This window comes from Amycolatopsis sp. NPDC114505 (assembly GCF_055633615.1).
The window spans coordinates 696939-714055 of the sequence record NZ_JBVKDV010000005.1; the positions used below are offsets into that span (position 1 = coordinate 696939).

At 71.3% G+C, this 17117-nt stretch carries 15 protein-coding genes; 8 read left to right on the plus strand and 7 right to left on the minus strand.

The genetic code is table 11. From position 1 onward, the window contains the following. Positions 1 to 101 precede the first annotated feature (101 nt). Positions 102 to 1496, plus strand: a complete 1395-nt coding sequence (locus ACZ7OU_RS46235) for a dihydrolipoyl dehydrogenase family protein (protein WP_470244805.1) — start codon at positions 102 to 104, stop codon at positions 1494 to 1496. A gap of 1 nt (position 1497) precedes the next feature. Here the strand turns inward: ACZ7OU_RS46235 and ACZ7OU_RS46240 are convergent, their stop codons facing one another. Next, a complete protein-coding gene (locus tag ACZ7OU_RS46240; RefSeq protein WP_470260126.1) occupies positions 1498 to 1935 on the minus strand; it encodes an RNA-binding protein in 438 nt (145 codons plus the stop codon). 2375 nt (positions 1936 to 4310) lie between these two features. On the opposite strand from ACZ7OU_RS46240, the gene ACZ7OU_RS46245 reads away from it, so the two are divergent. Together ACZ7OU_RS46245 and ACZ7OU_RS46250 are read left to right on the plus strand one after the other, a co-directional pair. Continuing rightward, the gene (locus ACZ7OU_RS46245) at positions 4311 to 4814 is read left to right on the plus strand and encodes a DUF3145 domain-containing protein (RefSeq protein WP_155545434.1); all 504 of its coding nucleotides are present in this window, start codon (positions 4311 to 4313) and stop codon (positions 4812 to 4814) included. A 105-nt stretch (positions 4815 to 4919) separates the two neighbouring features. Continuing rightward, positions 4920 to 5513, plus strand: coding sequence for a hypothetical protein (locus ACZ7OU_RS46250; protein ID WP_470244804.1), 594 nt, complete (start codon positions 4920 to 4922; stop codon positions 5511 to 5513). Positions 5514 to 5573: 60 nt separating this feature from the next. Here ACZ7OU_RS46250 and ACZ7OU_RS46255 read toward each other — a convergent pair whose 3' ends face one another. From ACZ7OU_RS46255 to ACZ7OU_RS46275, 5 genes are all read right to left on the minus strand, one after another. Continuing rightward, the gene (locus tag ACZ7OU_RS46255; RefSeq protein WP_470244803.1) at positions 5574 to 6824 is read right to left on the minus strand and encodes a beta-ketoacyl-[acyl-carrier-protein] synthase family protein; all 1251 of its coding nucleotides are present in this window, start codon (positions 6822 to 6824) and stop codon (positions 5574 to 5576) included. A gap of 27 nt (positions 6825 to 6851) precedes the next feature. Then, positions 6852 to 7097, minus strand: a complete 246-nt coding sequence (locus ACZ7OU_RS46260; protein WP_004559006.1) for an acyl carrier protein — start codon at positions 7095 to 7097, stop codon at positions 6852 to 6854. A 74-nt stretch (positions 7098 to 7171) separates the two neighbouring features. Then, on the minus strand, positions 7172 to 8155 hold the full coding sequence (locus ACZ7OU_RS46265) for a beta-ketoacyl-ACP synthase III (RefSeq protein WP_470244802.1): 984 nt from the start codon (positions 8153 to 8155) through the stop codon (positions 7172 to 7174). Continuing rightward, positions 8152 to 9075, minus strand: a complete 924-nt coding sequence (locus tag ACZ7OU_RS46270; protein WP_470244801.1) for an ACP S-malonyltransferase — start codon at positions 9073 to 9075, stop codon at positions 8152 to 8154. The genes ACZ7OU_RS46265 and ACZ7OU_RS46270 overlap by 4 nt, the downstream gene beginning before the upstream one ends. Before the next feature lie 183 nt (positions 9076 to 9258). Beyond that, positions 9259 to 10473, minus strand: a complete 1215-nt coding sequence (locus ACZ7OU_RS46275) for a PucR family transcriptional regulator (protein ID WP_470244800.1) — start codon at positions 10471 to 10473, stop codon at positions 9259 to 9261. Positions 10474 to 10601: 128 nt separating this feature from the next. Here ACZ7OU_RS46275 and ACZ7OU_RS46280 point away from each other — a divergent pair, with 128 nt between their 5' ends. The 5 genes from ACZ7OU_RS46280 (at position 10602) to ACZ7OU_RS46300 (ending at position 15300) form a co-directional block, all read left to right on the plus strand. Next, on the plus strand, positions 10602 to 11510 hold the full coding sequence (locus ACZ7OU_RS46280) for an ABC transporter ATP-binding protein (protein WP_470260127.1): 909 nt from the start codon (positions 10602 to 10604) through the stop codon (positions 11508 to 11510). Next, complete coding sequence (locus tag ACZ7OU_RS46285) at positions 11507 to 12727, plus strand: ABC transporter permease (protein WP_470260128.1); 1221 nt, start codon at positions 11507 to 11509, stop codon at positions 12725 to 12727. The genes ACZ7OU_RS46280 and ACZ7OU_RS46285 overlap by 4 nt, the downstream gene beginning before the upstream one ends. 318 nt (positions 12728 to 13045) lie before the next feature. Beyond that, complete coding sequence (locus ACZ7OU_RS46290) at positions 13046 to 13822, plus strand: mechanosensitive ion channel family protein (protein WP_470244797.1); 777 nt, start codon at positions 13046 to 13048, stop codon at positions 13820 to 13822. A gap of 71 nt (positions 13823 to 13893) precedes the next feature. Continuing rightward, positions 13894 to 14610, plus strand: a complete 717-nt coding sequence (locus ACZ7OU_RS46295) for an MOSC domain-containing protein (RefSeq protein ID WP_470260129.1) — start codon at positions 13894 to 13896, stop codon at positions 14608 to 14610. Positions 14611 to 14664: 54 nt separating this feature from the next. Then, positions 14665 to 15300 (plus strand): nicotinamide mononucleotide transporter family protein, encoded by a 636-nt coding sequence (locus ACZ7OU_RS46300; RefSeq protein WP_470244795.1) that lies wholly within the window; start codon positions 14665 to 14667, stop codon positions 15298 to 15300. On the opposite strand, the gene ACZ7OU_RS46305 is transcribed toward ACZ7OU_RS46300, so the two are convergent. Next, on the minus strand, positions 15281 to 16897 hold the full coding sequence (locus ACZ7OU_RS46305; RefSeq protein ID WP_470244794.1) for an L-lactate permease: 1617 nt from the start codon (positions 16895 to 16897) through the stop codon (positions 15281 to 15283). The genes ACZ7OU_RS46300 and ACZ7OU_RS46305 overlap by 20 nt on opposite strands. Positions 16898 to 17117 lie beyond the last annotated feature (220 nt).

Consider the following 17117-nt stretch of genomic DNA (forward strand, 5'->3'; position numbering starts at 1 on the left):
GCACCGGGGCCGACGGCACCGGGCCGCCGATGACTTGCAGCTTCGAAGACGAGGATAGCCGCTGGCTTGCGTGATCCCGCGTGGTGGTGTGCGCTGAAGCCATGTCTGGACAGACTTTTGACGTAGTGGTGATCGGCGCGGGTCCGGTGGGGGAGGTGGCCGCCGAACGAGCGGCTCGCGGCGGCCTGAAGGTCGCCCTCGTCGAGCACGAGCGCTTCGGCGGCGAGTGCTCCTATTGGGCGTGCATCCCGAGCAAGGCGTTGCTGCGGCCGGGAAACCTGCTCGCCGCGGCGAAGCGCATCCCCGGCGTGCCGGTCGGCGACCGGCTCGACCCCGCGGCGGTGTTCGCGCGGCGTGACTGGTTCACGGGCAAGGGCGACGACTCGGGCCAGGTCGAGTGGGCTCGCGGCGCCGGCATCGAGCCGATCCGCGGGCACGGCGAGATCACCGGTGAGCGGGAGGTCACCCTCGACGGCGACCGCGTGCTGACCGCGCGGCACGCGGTGATCGTGTGCACCGGCAGCGTGCCGAGCACGCCGAAGATCCCGGGTCTCGACACGATCCGGCCGTGGGGTTCGCGGGAGGCGACGTCGGCGGAGTCCGTGCCGGGGCGGCTGGGCGTCCTCGGCGGCGGCGTGGTCGGCGTCGAGATGGCGCAGGCGTTCGCGTCGCTGGGCTCGGAGGTGCACCTGGTGATCACCGGCGAGCGCCCGCTGCCGCGCAACGCCGCGTTCGCCGGCGACCTCGTGCTGCACGGTCTGCGCGAAGCCGGCGTGTACGTGCACACGGAGTCAGGCGTCGAGCGGGTCGCCGCGGGTTCGGGCGGGACCGAGCTGACGCTGAAGGACGGCGAGGTGGTCGTCGTCGACGAGTTCCTGGTGGCGACCGGGCGCCGGCCCGCGACCGCTGGGCTCGGCCTCGAGGCGCTCGGCGTCGAAGCGGGCCGCGCGCTGGAGACCGACGACACCGGCCGGGTGTCCGCAGTGGACGGTGGCTGGCTGTTCGCCGCGGGCGACGTCACCGGGCGCGCCCCGCTGACCCACCAGGGCAAGTACGGCGCCCGCGCGGCGGGCGACACGGTCGCGGCGCTGGCGGCGGGTACGTTCTCGTCGGCGGAGCCGTGGAGCAAGTTCACCGCGACGGCCGACCACCACGCGGTACCGCAGGTGGTGTTCACCGACCCGGAGGTCGCGGCCGTCGGCCTGGCGGACGCGCGGCCCGGTTCGGCCGACCGCGTCGTCGACGTCGACATCGCGGTGGCGGGCTCGTCGCTGCACGCCGACGGCTACACCGGCAAGGCCCGGATCGTCGTCGACACGGAGCGGAACGTCCTGCTCGGCGTGACGTTCGTCGGCCAGGACGTGTCGGAGCTGGTGCACTCGGCGACGATCGCGATCGTCGGCGAGGTGCCGCTCGACCGGCTGTGGCACGCGGTGCCGTCGTTCCCCACGATCAGCGAGGTGTGGCTGCGGCTGCTGGAGGCCTACGGGCTCTGAGTCATTGGGCGGGCAGGCCCAGGGCGGCTTTCGCGGCCCTGGCCAGGCCGGGATCGTCCGAAGTGGACGGTCCCGGCGCCCAGACCGCCTGCACGACCCGCACGGACGTGCCTTCGAGCTGCGAGGTGTAGGCGGCGTTCTCGAACTGCGGCGGCGGAGTGGCCCCCCACTTGCCGGTCTCGGAGGCGAGGTCGAGGATCCCGCCCCCACCGGGAGTGTCGGCGACGGCCTTGAAGGCCTGGGCCTGCGCGGCATCGGGGAACTCGACGATCCCGACGGTGACGGCGGCCTCCCGCCCGTCGACGGAGGCGGCGTAGGACGCGCGCCGGACGCCGGAGCAGCTGGTCTGCTGCAGGCTGGCCTGAGCATCCCCGAAGGCATGGGACGCGCACCGCTGATCCCGATCGGCGGCCCGCAGGGCGAACTGAAGACTTTGCACAGGAGCCCCACTGCTCGCGGGCGGCGACTGGGTAGCGGGAGTAGGCGGCCCGGTGGGGGCGGCAACGGTGTCCTCCCCGGAGGTGGCTACGGCGATGGCGGCAACGACGAGGGCAACGAGCAGCCCGATGGCGGCGAGGGGGAGCCAGCGGACGGTCTTCGAGCTTGGAGAGGTTCCGGCTTCGCGGGGGACCGGCCGCAGGGTGGGGAAGGGGCGGGGTGGGGTGGGGGTTGCAGGTTGCAGGTTGATCTGGCTGAGGGTGACAGCTTGGGGGGCGGGCTTGGCCGGGGTGGCTTCGGTTCGTTGAGTGGAGCCCGGGAACTGCGGGAGGGGTTTGTCGCGGGTGGGAAAGGGCAGGACCTCGGTGCGCTCGGAGTCGGCGGGAGTCGTGACGTCCGATGCGGTGGGTGCTTCGCCCGAGTCTGCGGTGGGTGAAGGCGGTTCGGCCAAGTCCTCAGCGGCGGAGCCGGACGAATCTGCGGTGGGTGAGGGCGGTGCGGCCAGGCTTGTCGCGGGCTCGCCGGGCGAATCTGCGGTGGGTGAGGGCGGTGCGGCCAAGTCTGCAGCGGCGGAGCCGGACGAATCTGCGGTGGTTGAGGGCGGTTCGGCGAGGCTTGCTGCGGGCGCGCCGGACGAATCTGCGGTGGGTGAAGGCGGCTCGGCCAGGCTTGCCGCGGGCCAGCCGGAGTCGAGTCGGCTCGACCAGGCCGAACCGGCTGCGGGCGTGTCGCCGGCGGGGGCTGGGCTTGACCCTGCGGTGTCTGGAGCGGGCGTGTCTGCCGCGGGTGAGCTGGGCGCGCTCGACTCCACAAGCGAATCCGCTGCAGGCGAGTTCGGCTCGGGCGCGTCGCCGGCGGGCGAGCCCGCCGAGGTGGGGCTTGGCTCTGCCTTGCCCAGGCTGGTCGCGCCCGCTGCAGGCGAGCTCGGCGCAGCCGAGCCGCCTGCAGGTGCGGCAGCCGAGGCTGGGCCTGATTCCGCTGTGTCCGGAGTGGGCGAGCTCGGCGCAGCCGAGCCGCCTGCCGGTGCGTCCGCCGGGCCTGAGCTTGATCCTGCTGTGTCCGAAGTGGGCGCGCCTGCTGCGGGCGCATTCGAAGTGGCTCCGGGCGGCCTGGTTGCGGGCAAGCTCGGCTCGGCCGAGCCGTCGGCGGGCGAGCTTGCCGCGGCCGGACTTGCCTCTGCCGTGTCCGAGGCGGGTGAACCTGCTTCAGGCGAATCCGCAGCGGGCGAGCTCGGCTCGGCCGAGTCGCCGGCAGGTGCGTCCACCGCGGCCGGGCCTGATCCTGCTGCGGGTGAGCTCGGCGCAGTCGAACTGGCAGCGGGCGAACCGGTCTCAGCCGAGCCGCCGACGGCCGACCCCGCGGTGTCCGAAGTGGCCGCTCCCGCCGCGAAACCCGCAGCACCCGCACCCGCAACACCCGCACCCGCCGCAGCAGCCGTTCGTACCTGGCTGGGCACCGAGGGCCCACTGTCCCAAAGCGACTCCGGTGGCGAATCGTCCGTGAAACGGCTGAATCCCTCGCCCACCAGCACCTCGTCCGAAAACTCCGGTGCCTCCGGGGCCAACCCCCGGATCAACGCCCGCACCTGGTCCACCGACCGGGGCCGGTGCGCTGTCGCCAGGGATACCGTTGCCGCCAGCATCGTTGTCGGGGTCGGGTGGAGGACTCGGACCGGGCCCGCCAGGTCGCCCGCCGGCTGGTCGACCGTCTCCACGTACGGTCCTACCGCGACGATCGTCCCCACCGGGCCCGTCCCCGGGACCAGGGAAGCGATTCGCCGCTCGCACGCCTGGGAGATGTCCAGGGCCTCCGTCGCCGGGTTGACCGCGTCGTCGTCGGTGACCAGGGGCCAGCCGTCGGCCTTCCACGCGGCTCCCAGTGGGGCCTCCAGCCGCAGGGCCGGGTCCGGGAGGTCCACGCCGATCACGATGATCACGCCGTGGGGCAGCAGGACCACCGCCTCGATCGGGCGCTCGGTCACCGTGCCCACGCCCACCAGGGCGATCCCGCCGATGACGGTGCTGCCACGTCCGAGGGACGCCAGCGCCGCCCGGACGTCGTCGGCCACCCGGGACTGCTGCCGCTGCAGGCGCACCAGTCGCACCGAAACCCCTCCCTGCTCGTCGTTCCGGGTCATCACGCTAGCGCGCGTGGCCCTGTCCATCGTGCGACACGGGGAGGACGCGGCCGTCTGCCCTCCTAAAGTGGTGCCCCGGGTGACTTGTGGTGTTCATGTGGCCAAACGGCACGGTTGGGGTGCAGAATGTGCTTCAACGCATCGGAGGCGGCATTCGGGAGCCGCACTGAAGCCGTTCCGCAGCTCGAGTCAGGGCGTAGGGGAAGACGTCCCTCGTCGAGCAACAAGCGGAGGTAGCAGTGAGCACCCGTGGCAGCACCCGAGGTGTGGTGTACGTCCACTCGTCGCCGTCTGCGGTGTGTCCGCACGTCGAGTGGGCTATTTCGGGCACCCTGGGTGCCCGCGTTGACCTGAAGTGGACGGCGCAGCCGGCCAGCCCGGGTCAGCTTCGCGCCGAGTGCGGCTGGCGCGCGCCCGCGGGCAGCGGCGCCAGACTGGCGTCCGCCCTCAAGGCGTGGCCGATGATTCGGTTCGAGGTCACCGAAGAGCCCAGCGCGGGCCTCGACGGCGAACGGTTCTGCTTCGCGCCCGGGCTCGGCCTGTGGCACGGGCGGACCAGCGCCAACGGCGACATCGTGGTGGGCGAAGACCAGCTGCGCGCGCTCGCGGCCATGACCCGCGGGGGTGAGTCCTTCGCGCACAAGCTCGACGAACTCCTCGCCGCGAGCTGGGACGAGGCGCTCGAGCCCTACCGCCACGCCGGTGACGGCGCGCCGGTGACCTGGCTGCACCAGGTGGGCTGACCGGACGGACGGCTGCCGGCGCGACCTCGGGGTGATCCGGGCGCGCCGCCCGCCGCGCCCCCTGCTGCACCCGGGCACCCCGGCCGGGCCGGTACGCTCTTCGGCGTGACCACCCCCGCCTCCAGCTCCCGCCAGCGCTGGCTGGTGCCCGTCGTGGCCGTGGTGCTCTCGGTGACCGTGGGTGCCGGCCTGCTCGCGCGCGAGATCTACCGCCGCCCCGACCAGCCCGCCGACGAGACCGCCTCCTCGAGCGCCGCGCAGTCCCCGGCCAGCAGCGGGGCGCCGGCCGCGGCGGGCGTCGTCCGGATGACCGAGGACGCGCAGGCGCACCCGCAGGCCGAGGCCGTGCGCAGGCTCCTCAAGACGTACTTCGACGCCATCAACAGCAAGCAGTACCAGCCGTGGACGACGACCGTCAGCAGCGACCGGATCTCGCAGCAGCCACCGGGCGCGTGGAAGGACGGCGTCAAGTCCACAACGGACACCGACGCGCTGGTCTACCGCATCGAGCGCGGCGCCAACGCGTCGCTTCGGGTCTTGGTCGGCTTCACCAGCGAACAGAAGAAGGCCGACGCCCCGGACTTCTTCAAGGAGCCCTGCATCAAGTGGCGGCTGGTCATGCCGATGATCGTCCAGCGGGGCGGGCTGAAGATCGACACCGTCGACCCAGGGCCGCCGCCCGAGCACGAAAAATGCTGAAGAAGGGGCCCGGCCGAAGCCGGGCCCCCTTTTTCGTCGAACCGGGTGGTGCGGACGAACTCAGGCCGCCGGGGTGAACAACAGCGCGGTGTTGTGCCCGCCGAAGCCGAACGAGTTGCTGATCGCCGCGGTCAGCTCGACCTTGCGGGCCTCGCCCGACACGACGTCCAGCTGCACCCGCGGGTCCAGGTCCGTCAGGTTCATCGTGGCCGGCACGATGCCGTGGTACAGCGACAGGATCGTGATGATCCCCTCGACCGCGCCGGCGCCGCCGACGAGGTGACCCATCGAACCCTTCGGCGCCGTCACGACCGCGTGGTCGCCGACCGCCTTGCGGATGGCGGCCGCCTCGCCGATGTCACCGACCACAGTGGACGTCGCATGGGCGTTCACGTGCCCGACGTCCGCCGCCGTCACACCGGCCATCTTCATCGCCGCGCGCATGGCGGCGATCTGGCCGATGCCCTCGGGGTGGTTGCCCGTGATGTGGTAGGCGTCCGAGGTGATGCCGTGCCCGGCGATCGTCGCGTAGATGCGGGCCCCGCGGGCCTTCGCCTGGTCCGCGCGCTCCAGGATGACCACGCCGGCGCCCTCGCCGAGGACGAAGCCGTCGCGGCTCGCGTCGAACGGCCGGGACGCGCTGCCCGGGTCGTCGTTGCGCGTGGACACCGTGCGGGCCTGGGCGAACCCGGCCAGCGTGATCGGGTGGATGCACGCTTCGGCCCCACCGGCGACCACGACGTCGGCGCGACCGGAGCGGATCATCTCCACCCCGCTCGCGATGCCTTCGGCACCGGAAGCGCAGGCCGAGGCCGGGGAGTGCACCCCGGCCCGCGCCTTCAGGTCGATGCCCACGTGCGCGGCCGGGCCGTTCGGCATCAGCATCGGCACGGTCAGCGGCGACACCTTGCGGAGACCCTGCTGGTGCAACAGATCGTTCTGGGTGAGCAGGGTGACCGGGCCGCCGACGCCGGTGCCGATCGACACGCCGAGGCGGTCGGGGTCGACGTCGGTGTGCTCGTCCGTCGGTTCCGCGTACCCGGCGTCGGCCCACGCCTGGCGGGCGGCGATCAGTGCGACCTGCTCGCAGCGGTCCAGCCGGCGGGCCTGCACCCGCGGGAGGACCTCCGACGGATCGACGGCCAGCATGCCGCCGATCTTGACGGGCAGCTGCAGCTCCTCGACCCAGTCGGCCTCGATCGCCCGGATCCCGCTCCGCCCGGCCAGCAGACCGTCCCAGGTGGACGTCACGTCCCCGCCGAGCGGTGTGGTGGCGCCGAGACCGGTGATCACGACGTCGATGTTGCTCATGGGAGTCTCCTCAAGGAGGGAACAGACTTACTTGGAGTTGGCCGACACGTAGTTGACGGCGTCGCCCACGGTCTTGAGGTTGGCGAGCTCGTCGTCCGGGATCTTGACGCCGAACTTGTCCTCGGCCTGCACGGCGATCTCGACCATCGACAGCGAGTCGATGTCCAGGTCGTCCACGAACGACTTCTCGGCGGTGACGTCGTCCTGAGCCACACCGGCCACCTCTTCGACGATCTCGGCGAGGCCGGCGAGGATCTCAGCGTTGTCAGCCATGGGGTAGTTCCCTTCTCGGTGTTTCTTGGGTCTGGTTGCCCTTGGGCGAGTGCCCGCGGGGAGCGTAACGGTGATCAGGGGCAGACGAACGCCTGCCCGGCGTAGGACAGGCCCGCGCCGAACCCGACCGCCAGCACCACGTCGCCGGACTTCGCCGTCCCGGCCTTGCGCATGTGGTCCAGCGCGAGGGGGATGGACGCCGACGAGGTGTTGCCGGAGTACTTGATGTCGTCGGCGACGACCATGTCGTCACGGGCGCCGTTGGCCCGCAGCTTCTTCGCGATCGCCTCGACGATGCGCAGGTTCGCCTGGTGCGGGATCAGCACGTCCACATCGGACGGCTTCAGCCCGGCGACCTCCAGCGCGCGCATGGCGATCGGCGCGATCTGGGTCGTCGCCCACCGGAAGACCGACTGGCCCTCCTGGTAGATGAACTTGTCCTCGGTCATCCCGATCAGGTCGACGAGGTCGCCGGCGCTGCCCCAGGAGACCGGGCCGATCAGCGGCTCGTCGGACGCGCCGACGACCGCGGCACCGGCGCCGTCGGCGAAGATGATCGCGTTGGCGCGGTCGGTCGGGTTCACCGAGTCGGTGAGCTTCTCCGCGCCGATGACGAGGACCTTCTTCGCCGAGCCGGACCGGATCAGGTCGGAGGCGACGCCGAGGCCGTAGCAGAACCCGGCGCACGCGGCGTTGAGGTCGAACGCGCCGGGGCCGGGGATGCCGATCCGCGCGGCCACCTGGGCGGCGGCGTTCGGGATCAGCGTCGGCATGGTGCAGTTCGGCAGGATCACCGTGTCCACTTCGGACGGGTCGACGCCGGCGTCGGCCAGCGCGGCGGTGCCCGCGGCGACGGCGAAGTCGGTGAGCGTCTCGTCCTTCTCCGCGAACCGGCGCTCGATGATCCCGACGCGGTCGCGGATCCACTGGTCGTTGGTGTCCATGATCTGCGACAGGTCGTCGTTGGTGACGATCTTGTCCGGCTGCGCGCTGCCGATGCCCAGCACGCGGCTGCCGCGGGAGCCGGGGTTGAGGCTCAAGGTGGGTCGGTCGGTCACGAGGCGTCCTCCTGGCGCAGCGCCGCCAGTTCGGCCGGCGTCTTCAGCGCGGTGGTAGTGGTGACGACACCCTTGAGCTGGCGCTTGACCAGGCCGGTCAGCGTGCCCGCGGGCGCGAGTTCGACGGTGCGGGTGACGCCGAGGGAGACCAGGCCGTCCATCGTCAGGTCCCAGCGGACGGACCGCGTGACCTGCGCGACGAGGCGGTCGAGGTACTCGGCCCCGCTGGTGACGACCGCACCGTCCGCGTTGGACAGCAGCGGGCGGACCGGGTCGGCCGGGGTCAGCTCGGCGGCGTGGGCGCGCAGCGCCTCTTCGGCGGGCGCCATGTACTGCGTGTGGAACGCGCCGGCGACCTTGAGGGCGCGGATCTTCGTGCCTTCAAGGGGTTCCGCGACGATCTTCGCGATGGCGTCGGCGGCACCGGAGGCGACGATCTGCCCCGCTCCGTTGCGGTTCGCCGCGGTCAGGCCCTGTCCTTCGAGCCACGCGACGATCTGCTCGGGGTCCCCGAGCATGACCGCGGCCATCGACGTCGGCTCCAGCGCGCACGCCTTCGCCATCTCGGCGCCCCGGACGGCCGCCAGCGCGACGGCCTCTTCGGGCTTCAGCACGCCGGCGATCGCGGCGGCCGCGAGCTCGCCGACGGAGTGCCCGGCGACGGGCGCGTCCGCGGAAACCGGCGCGGTGGCCTGGAGGTGTTCGAAGGTGAGCAACGACAGCGCGACGATCAGCGGCTGCGCGACCGCGGTGTCCTGGATCTCGTCGGCGTCCGCCTCGGTGCCGAGGCGGAGCAGGTCGAGCCCCGCGCGCTCGGACCACAGTGCGACGCGCTCGCGGGCGCCGTCGAGGTCGAGCCAGGGCGTGAACATGCCGGGGGCCTGGGACCCCTGACCGGGAGCGAGGACTGCTGCTGTCACCCTCCAAGACAACACGTTCACGGTGCTTCGGCGTGATGCCGACGCTCACAGTGTCTGCGCGGCGTCTTTGTCGGAACCCTCCAAAGACGCGCCGGAGAACCTCGCGCGTAACCCGGAAGCCTTGTCGGGTTCAATCACCTTTCGCTGTTAAGTCCATCACGTGACGCCCGTCTCGGGAAGCCGTCACCAGAGGCCGCGGGCCCGCGCCAGCCGGCCCACCGTCAACGCGATCCGGAGCACCAGCGCGTCGCGCGGGTCCGTCGCCTGGCACCCCGTCAGGTCCGCCGCCTTGCGCAAGCGGTACCGGACGGTGTTCGGGTGGACGAACAGCGTCTTCGCGCACGTCTCCAGCACCCCGCCGCTCTCCAGGTAGGCCTCGACCGTGCGCTGCAGCGTCGGACCGGCCTCCTCCAGCGGGCGCGCGATCGTGTCCACCAGCAGACGCTCCGCCTCCGCGTCGCCCGACAGCGCGCGCTCGGGCAGCAGGTCCGCCGAGCGGACCGGGCGGGGTGCAGCCGGCCAGCCGACCACCGCGCGCAGTCCCGACAACGCCTCCGTCGCGCTGTGGTGCGCCTCCGCCAGCGTCGGCACCGTCGGCCCCGCCACCACCGGGCCGTCGGCGAACGCCACCGACATCCGGGCGAGGATTTCGCGCTCCTTGACACCGCCCTCGGTCGGGCCGCCGACCACGACCACCAACCGGGAGCCCTGGACCGACAGCAGCACCGGGCGGCCGACGCGGGCCGCGCGGCTGCGGACTTCGAAAACGACCGTCGGCGGGTCCTCCGACGGCGGATTGCCGACCAGGACCGTCGCGGCCGCCGACGGCTCCCAGCCCAGCGCCGTCGCGCGTGAGAGCACCGACTCCTCGGCGTCGCCACGGACGATTCCGTCGACGACCAATGCTTCCAGCCGGGCGTCCCACGCGCCCCTGGCCTCCGCCGCCGCCGCGTACGAGTTCGCCGCCGCGAACGCGATTTCCCGGCCGTAGCGCAGGATTCCCTCGATCAGCGCCGCCCGCTCGGCCTCGTTCGCGGCGAACTCCGGCAGCTGCTCCTCGAACACCTCGATGGCCAGGCGCACCATGCCGACCGCCTGGCGCAGGCTGACCCATCGGGACAGCTCGGCGGGCGCGTCGCGGAACGCCTCGGTCGTCAGCTTCAGGGCTTCCTTCGAGTCCCGCAGCCAGTCGACGAAGCCCGCGGCACCCGCCTGGGTGATCAGCAGGACGCTCGCGCGCTGGTCGGCGGGCAGCCGGGCGAACCACGACAGCCGCCGCTCCATCACCGCGATGCTCGCGCTCGCGAGGCTCCCGGACGCGTGCTCCAGCCGCCGAAGCGTCTTCGCGGAGAGTCCGTGGTGCTTCGGCACCTGGCGCGGTGTGGTGGTTCCATCCATGGCGCCCGCGATCCTACGTGCCCGCAACTTTCGTAGCCCCCGGCGGCAACGCGCGGTGCTATGCGGTGCGTGTACGAACTGCCTAGGATCGCGAGCGGGGGCAGCCAGTGATGAACGGGGGAACCGGAATGACCGGTTTGGAGATCGACAGGGTCTCGAAACGCTACGGCGACGTGGTCGCTTTGCGAGAAATGACATTCGAAGTCCGGCCGGGCGAGCTTTTCGGGTTCGTCGGGAGCAACGGTGCCGGAAAAACCACGACCATGCGCATCGCGCTGGGCGTGCTTTCCGCCGACGGCGGCGAAGTCCGCTACGACGGCGAGCCGGTGACGCACGAAACTCGCCGCCACATCGGGTACATGCCCGAGGAACGCGGCCTTTACCCGAAGATGAAGGTGGCCGAGCAGCTCACCTACCTCGCGCGGCTGCACGGCATGCCGGCCGCCGCCGCGCGGGCGTCGGCGGACAAGTGGACCGAACGGCTCGGTGTCGCCGGCCGCCGCGACGACGAGGTGCAGAAGCTGAGCCTCGGCAACCAGCAGCGCGTCCAGCTGGCCGCGGCGCTGGTGCACGAGCCGCGGATCCTGGTGCTCGACGAGCCGTTCTCCGGCCTCGACCCGGTCGCGGTCGACGTGATGAGCCAGGTGCTCAAGGAAAAGGCCGCCGAAGGCGTGCCGGTCGTGTTCTCCAGCCACCAGCTCGACCTCGTGGAGCGGCTCTGCGACCGGGTCGGGATCGTCCGGAGTGGACAGATGGTCGAGGCCGGCACGGTCGAAGAGCTGCGGGCCGGCGGCGCCGTCCGGCTGCGGGTCGACGTCCCCGAAGCCGGTGACGGCTGGGCCGACGGTCTGCCCGGTGTGAAGGTGCTGAGCCGGAAGGGCTCGGTGACCGAGCTCGAGCTCGGCGAGGGCGCCGACGACCAGGCCGTGCTCAAGGCCGCGCTGGCCACCGGGCCGGTGCGCGAGTTCGCCCGCGAACAGCCTTCGCTGGCCGATCTGTTCCGTTCCGTCGTCACGACCGAGGAGGTCCCGGCATGAGCACCCCGGTTCAGGACGTCCGGATGAGCCCGGCGAGCGCGGTCGGGCTGGTCGCCTCCCGTGAGATCGGCACCCGCGTCAAGTCGAAGGCGTTCCGCGTCGCCACCGTCGTCATGTTGCTGCTGATCGTCGTCGGCATCCTGCTGATCAAGTTCATCTCGGGCGGCGGCGGTGCCGACTCGACCGTCGGCTACACCCCGGCGACCGCCCCGTTCGCGGCGCCGCTGAAGGCCGGCGGCCAGGCGGTCGACGAATCCATCGACACGACCCAGGTCGCCGACGAGGCCGCCGGGCGCGCGAAGCTGGCCGACGGCTCGATCGACGCGTTGCTGACCGGCGACGGCAAGACCGTGCACGTCCAGGTGAAGAAGGACCTCGACGGCAAGCTCGCGAACGTCCTGCAGCTGCTGTCCCGGCAGATCGCGCTCGACCAGCAGATCACCACGCTCGGCGGCGACCCGGCCCGGTTCGAAGCCGCCGTCTCCTCCGCGAAGTTCATCGAGGACCCGCCGCTGGAGCAGCCGTACGACTACAACGGCCAGCAGCTGGTCCTGGGCATCGCCGCCGGCATCCTCATCTACCTCTCGCTGATGATCAACGGCCAGAGCGTGGCCCAGGGGGTCGTCGAGGAGAAGACCTCGCGGGTCGTGGAGCTGCTGCTGTCGACGATCAAGCCGTGGCAGCTGATGGCCGGGAAGGTGCTCGGCATCGGCGTGGTCGGGCTGATCCAGATGCTCGTGATCGGGGCCGGCGGGGTGATCACCGGACTGGCGGCCGGGGTGCTCACCATCTCCGTTTCGGCGGCCGTCGGCACGGTCGTGTGGCTGATCGTGTGGTACCTGCTCGGGTTCTTCATGTACTCGATCGTGTTCGCCGCGCTCGGTGCCTTGGTCTCGCGCCAGGAAGACGTCGGCGGCGCGACGATGCCCGCGCTCATGTTCGTGATCGCCGGGTACGTCGTCGGCATTTCCGTGCTGCCGACGGACCCGGGGAACACGTTCGTCGAAGTGCTTTCCGTGATTCCGGTGTTCGCGCCGACGCTGATGCCGATGCGGCTGGCGATGGGCGGGGTGCCGGTGTGGGAAGCGGTGTTGTCGGTGGGACTGGTGGTGCTGATGATCCCGGGGCTGATCTGGCTCGCCGCGCGGATCTACCGGAACGCGGTCATGCGCAGTGGCGCGAAGGTGAAACTGCGCGACGCCCTGCGCGCCGCCTGAGGTTCGCCGATCGTTCATCCGGCCCTCGGACGCCTCGGAGTCTCGGTGTCCGGGGGCCGGAACACGTATTCCCCCCAAATGCTCGAGGCCGCCCGGCGCTTGCGGTTTACGCTGCGCCGGACGGCCTCGTCTCCCCGGTCCCCACCGGTAGAACCAGTATGGCCGTGGCTGATCTTCGCGCGCCAGTCGTCTCACTCGATCGTGGGGCGCACGAGTTGCCGACGCTGGGTACCTGATCAACGATCCGGTGCACCAAGTGCACCACCTCGAATCGGCGGGTGGCGATTCGGGCGCAAAAACCGTGGAGAGGGAGTCGGTATGGGCCAGCAACTGAAGGACGGGCTCGGGCAAGCGTGGAACCTGGTGGCCACGTTCGTTCCGAAACTCGTCGGTTTCCTGATCATCCTGCTGATCGGCTGGCTGATCGCGAAGGCGATCGCGAAAGGGCTGAGCCTCGTCCTCGGAAAGGTCGGGTTCGGCAAGCTGATCGAGAAGACCGGCCTTTCCGGCAGCATCGGCCAGCAGAAGATCGACGCGGCCGGAATCCTCGTGAAACTGGTCTACTACTTCGTCCTGCTGATCGCGCTGCAGCTGGCGTTCGGCGTGTTCGGGCCGACCAACCCGGTGAGCCAGCTGCTCAACGACATCATCGCGTTCCTGCCGCGGATCGTGGTCGCGGTGGTGCTGATCGTGGTCGCCGCGGCCATCGCGAAGGTCGTGCGTGACGTCGTCTCGTCGGCGATGTCGGGCCGCCCGGCCGGCCGCTACCTGGCCACCGGCGCCTACTGGCTGATCATGGCGTTCGGCATCATCGCCGCGCTCGGCCAGGTGAACATCGCGACGGCCATCACCGGCCCGGTGCTCATCGCGGTGCTGGCGACGATCGGCGGCGTGATCGTCGTCGGCTTCGGCGGCGGCCTGATCAAGCCGGCGCAGGACCGCTGGCGCGGCTGGATGGCGAACATGCAGCAGCAGCTGGCCGAGACGCCGGCGCAGCGCACCGGCGAGATGGGCACGAGCGCGGCCCCGCGCGCCACGGTCGGCGCGGACAACACCCCGACGCCGCCGGCGGGCATGCCGCGCGCGCAGGGCTGAGCGAGGATCGGAGCGGGAAGAGACCCGGCGGACGAGGAAGCCGCCGGGTCTCTTCCCGTTACGCTGGGGTGATGGGGGTCGTCGCGGCGCTGTGGCGCTATCCGGTGAAGTCGATGGCGGGGGAGCGGCTGGCCGAGGCGACGTTCGGCGAGCGCGGCCTCGACGGTGACCGCCTCTACGCGGTCCACGATCAGGACGGCAGGTTCGGCAGCGGCAAGAACACCCGCCGGTTCCGGCGGATGCCCGGCCTGCACGCCTTCTCCGCGCGGTACGACGGTGACGTCCCGGTGGTGACCCTCCCGGACGGGCGCGTCGTCCGCGGTGACACCGCGAGCGCAGAAATCGCCGCCGCGCTGGGCCTCCCGGGCGTCGAGCTGGCGAAGGAAGCGGCGATCCCGCACCACGACGAAGCGGCCGTCCACCTGGTGACGACGTCGTCGCTGGCCTGGCTGGCCGAGCGCGCGCCCGGCGTGGCGCTCGACGAACGGCGGTTCCGGGCCAACCTCCTGCTCGACACCGGATCGGCGCCGGAGCTCGCCGAGGAGGCTTGGGTGGGGAAGCGCGTCCGGATCGGCGAGGTCGAGCTGGAGGTCCTCCGCAAGGCCGTGCGCTGCGTGATGGTCGGCCTGCCGGGCGACGGAGTGCCGGCCGCGCCCGGGCTGCTCAAGACGATCTCCGACGTCAACGGCATGACCTTCGGCGTGCAGACCCGGGTCGTCCGCGGCGGCACGGTCCGCGTCGGGGACGACGTCCACGAGGTGGGATGTTCCGCGGCTCACAGTCTCTAGGGAATTCACCCCCTCCGGAGCATGTTTGATGCGATAGGACGAAAGGGGCGTCAGGTGGATTTCCTGCTGCACCACGGAATCACGGTGCTCGGTCAGTGGATCTCGGTCGCGGAGCTCGCCGGGCAGGTGTTCGCGCTCGCCGTGGTGTTCCTCGCGCAGCGTCGCACCCTGTGGACGTGGCCCGTGCAGGTCGGCGCGACCGTGCTGCTGTTCGCCGTCTACGCCTCCGCGCACCTCGGCGGGCTAGCTTCTCGCCAGGTCGCCATCCTCGCGATCTCCGTCTACGGCTGGTGGGCCTGGACCCGCCGCCAGGACCCCGTGTTCGGCGTCGTCGTCCGGCAGGGACGGCTCGCCGAGCGGCTGGCCATGCTCGGCGCCTTCGTCGCCGGCACCACCGTGATGGCCCTGGTCCTCGACGCGCTCGACGCGTCCTGGGCGCCCTGGCCGGACGCCGCCATCTTCGTCGGCACGCTCGTCGCCTTCGGGGCGCAGGGCGCGGGACTGGTCGAGTTCTGGCTGGTCTGGCTGGTCGTCGACGCGATCGGCGTGCCGCTGCAGATCTCGTCCGGGCTGTACTTCTCGGCCGCGATCTACATCGTCTTCGCCGGGCTCGTCGTGCACGGCTGGTGGAGCTGGAACCGCTCGGCCAAGAGCGTCGCGAACCGTCAGGTCATGGCAGCATCCAGCTGAGCACCGGCGTGCTCTGCCCGAGCACGATCAGGCACATCACCAGCAGCAGCCCCAGGCTCCACGGCAGCACCTTCCGCAGCAGCTTGCCCTCCTCACCCGGCAGGTTCGCGGCCACGCAGGCGATCGTGAGGTTCTGCGGGGAGACCATCTTGCCGAGGACACCGCCGGAGCTGTTGGCCGCGGCCAGGAGGTCCGCGGCCAGGCCCGTCTTGTTCGCCGCCGTCACCTGCAACGCGCCGAACAACGCGTTCGCCGACGTGTCCGAGCCCGAGACGGCGACGCCGAACCAGCCCAGCACCGGGGACAGGAACGCCAGGCCGGCGCCGGCGGCCGCGATGAACGTGCCGATCGTCGTGGTCTGGCCGGACAGGTTCATCACGTAGGCCAGCGCGAGCACCCCGGTGACGGTCAGGATCGCGAACCGCAGCTCCTTGACCGTCGCCAGCCACTCCTGCACGGTGCCGCTCGCCGACACGGCCAGGACCGCGGCCGTGATGATGCCGGCCAGCAGCACGAGCGTGCCGCCGGTGTTGAGGAACGGCAGCGAGAACGTGTTGCCGGACACCGGTTTCCCGTTCGGCGCGGCGACGTTCAGGCCCGGCCAGTGGAACTTCCAGGTCGCCTTGTCCAAGAGCTTCTTGATCGGCGGCAGCACGGCCAGGGAGAAGATCACGATGATCAGCGCGTACGGCAGGTACGCCTTGACGACGTCGTTGCGCGAGTCCTCCGGCGGCGCTTCCTCGGTCGTCGTCCCGCCGGTGCCGATGCTGGTCCGGACGGCTTCGGGCACCGCGCGGCGGGTCTGGGGGAGCGCGACCAACGCGGCGGCGCCGGCGAGCGCGGCGCCGATGTCGGCCAGCTGCGGCGAGACGTAGTTCGACGCGAGGAACTGCACGAGCCCGAACGCGACCCCGCAGACCAGCGCGGGCAGCCAGGTGTCCTTCAGACCGCGCTTGCCGTCGACGATGATCACCAGCAGCAGCGGCACGACCAGCGCGAGCAGCGGCGTCTGGCGGCCGACGATCGAGGAGACGTCCTGCAGCGGCAGCCCGGTGACCTGGGCCAGCGTGACGACGGGCGTGCCCATCGCGCCGAACGCGACCGGCGCGGTGTTCGCGACCAGCGCGACGACCGCGGCCTTGACCGGGTGGAAGCCGACGGCCACCAGCATCACGGCGCTGATCGCGACCGGCGCGCCGAAGCCCGCGAGGGCCTCCATGAGCGCGCCGAAGCAGAAGGCGATGATCAGGGCCTGGATCCGCGGGTCGTCGGAGATCCGGCCGAACGAGCGGCGCAGGACGTCGAAGTGCCCGGTCCGCACGGTGAGCCGGTAGATCCACAGCGCGTTGACGACGATCCACATGATCGGCCACAGCCCGAACGCGGCGCCCGACAGCGCCCCGGAGACGGCCTGGACGATCGGCATGCCATAGGCGGCGACCCCGACGACGAGCGCGACGACCAACCCGATCAGGGCGGCGTGGTGCGCCTTCATCCGGACGACACCGAGGAGCACGAGAACGGTGGCTAGGGGCAGCACGGCGACGAGCGCCGACAGGCCCAGCGAACCGAGGGGAGTCACGTCTTGCACGAACACGGGGACCTCCGTTTTCCATGATGCGAAAACGGCCTTTCGGCGAGTGCCCGAGATCTTCGTCACAAACCAGTCGGTCCGTCAAGAACTTGAGACCGGTTGGCCCAACGAGTCAGCCCTTCACGGCCGCGGGAGCGTGCGGAAAGAGGCATCACACGTGACTGGGCGGGCATCACACGTGACTGGAGGGGCATCGGCGTGATGCCCGTCTGATCACGCGTGA

Excerpts from the sequence above, each read along its gene's own strand:
- ACZ7OU_RS46235 (WP_470244805.1), top strand. The coding sequence starts at position 102 with ATGTCTGGACAGACTTTTGACGTAGTGGTGATCGGCGCGGGTCCGGTG.
- ACZ7OU_RS46255 (WP_470244803.1), bottom strand. The coding sequence starts at position 6,824 with ATGAGCAACATCGACGTCGTGATCACCGGTCTCGGCGCCACCACACCG.
- ACZ7OU_RS46260 (WP_004559006.1), bottom strand. The coding sequence starts at position 7,097 with ATGGCTGACAACGCTGAGATCCTCGCCGGCCTCGCCGAGATCGTCGAA.
- ACZ7OU_RS46275 (WP_470244800.1), bottom strand. The coding sequence starts at position 10,473 with ATGGATGGAACCACCACACCGCGCCAGGTGCCGAAGCACCACGGACTC.
- ACZ7OU_RS46280 (WP_470260127.1), top strand. The coding sequence starts at position 10,602 with ATGACCGGTTTGGAGATCGACAGGGTCTCGAAACGCTACGGCGACGTG.
- ACZ7OU_RS46285 (WP_470260128.1), top strand. The coding sequence starts at position 11,507 with ATGAGCACCCCGGTTCAGGACGTCCGGATGAGCCCGGCGAGCGCGGTC.
- ACZ7OU_RS46290 (WP_470244797.1), top strand. The coding sequence starts at position 13,046 with ATGGGCCAGCAACTGAAGGACGGGCTCGGGCAAGCGTGGAACCTGGTG.
- ACZ7OU_RS46295 (WP_470260129.1), top strand. The coding sequence starts at position 13,894 with ATGGGGGTCGTCGCGGCGCTGTGGCGCTATCCGGTGAAGTCGATGGCG.